Source organism: Acutalibacter intestini, assembly GCF_034334985.1.
GTDB classification, from domain to species: domain Bacteria; phylum Bacillota; class Clostridia; order Oscillospirales; family Acutalibacteraceae; genus Acutalibacter; species Acutalibacter intestini.
Genome location: NZ_JAWXXL010000126.1, coordinates 1 through 747 on the forward strand (window position 1 = coordinate 1; position 747 = coordinate 747).

Below are 747 nucleotides of genomic sequence, written 5' to 3' on the forward strand. Positions count from 1 at the left end.
TTTTTTGTACGGCATCCCCTCGGAGCGGCAGATCGAGGTACGGTGTGCGGACAGCAATGCGTTTCGTTGGTATCTTGGAATAGATTTGGATGAACGAGTGCCAGACCACAGTACGATCAGCCAGCTGCGGCGGCGGAAGCCTGCGTTTCGGAAGGTGTTCCGGCGTCTGTTTGAGGAAGTGGTGCGCCAGTGCGTGGAAAAAGGTCTGGTGAGCGGACGGCTGGCGGTGACGGACTCCACCCATGTCAAGGCCAACGCGTCCAGGGCCTCGGAACAGGAGGTAGATGCGCTGGAAGAGGCGGGGAACTATTGGGAGCGGCTGGACGCCTATGAGGAGGAGGGACTGGAGGAGCTGAAACGGCAGACAGGGCAGCGCCGGGCGAAGCGGACAAAGCAGGTGAAAAAGGACAAGCGCAGTTCCCGCAAGAAGGTGAGCAGTACCGACCCGGAGTCGGGCTACATGAAGCGGCCCGGCAAGCCCAGCGGTTTTTATTATCTGTCTCACCAGACAACCGACCCGGACTACGGTATCATCACTGCTGTAACCGTGACGCCGGGGGATGTCCATGACTCACGGCCCTATTTGGAGCAGTTGGAGTACGTCCATAAACATGTTGTGCCGCTGCAAGCCGCTGCGGCGGACTCCGCCTATGACTTCCCCCTGGCACACCGAGCGCTGGAAGAACTGGGCATCGACTTCTTTGTCGTGCCACAGCCCGCCCATGACCGCACGAAAGCTGAACTGAA

The 747-nt window shown here is 59.6% G+C and carries 1 protein-coding gene; it reads left to right on the forward strand.

What is annotated here, in order from left to right; genetic code table 11:
- On the forward strand, positions 1 to 747 hold a 747-nt coding region (locus U8U68_RS22030; protein WP_322204622.1), incomplete at both ends, for a transposase.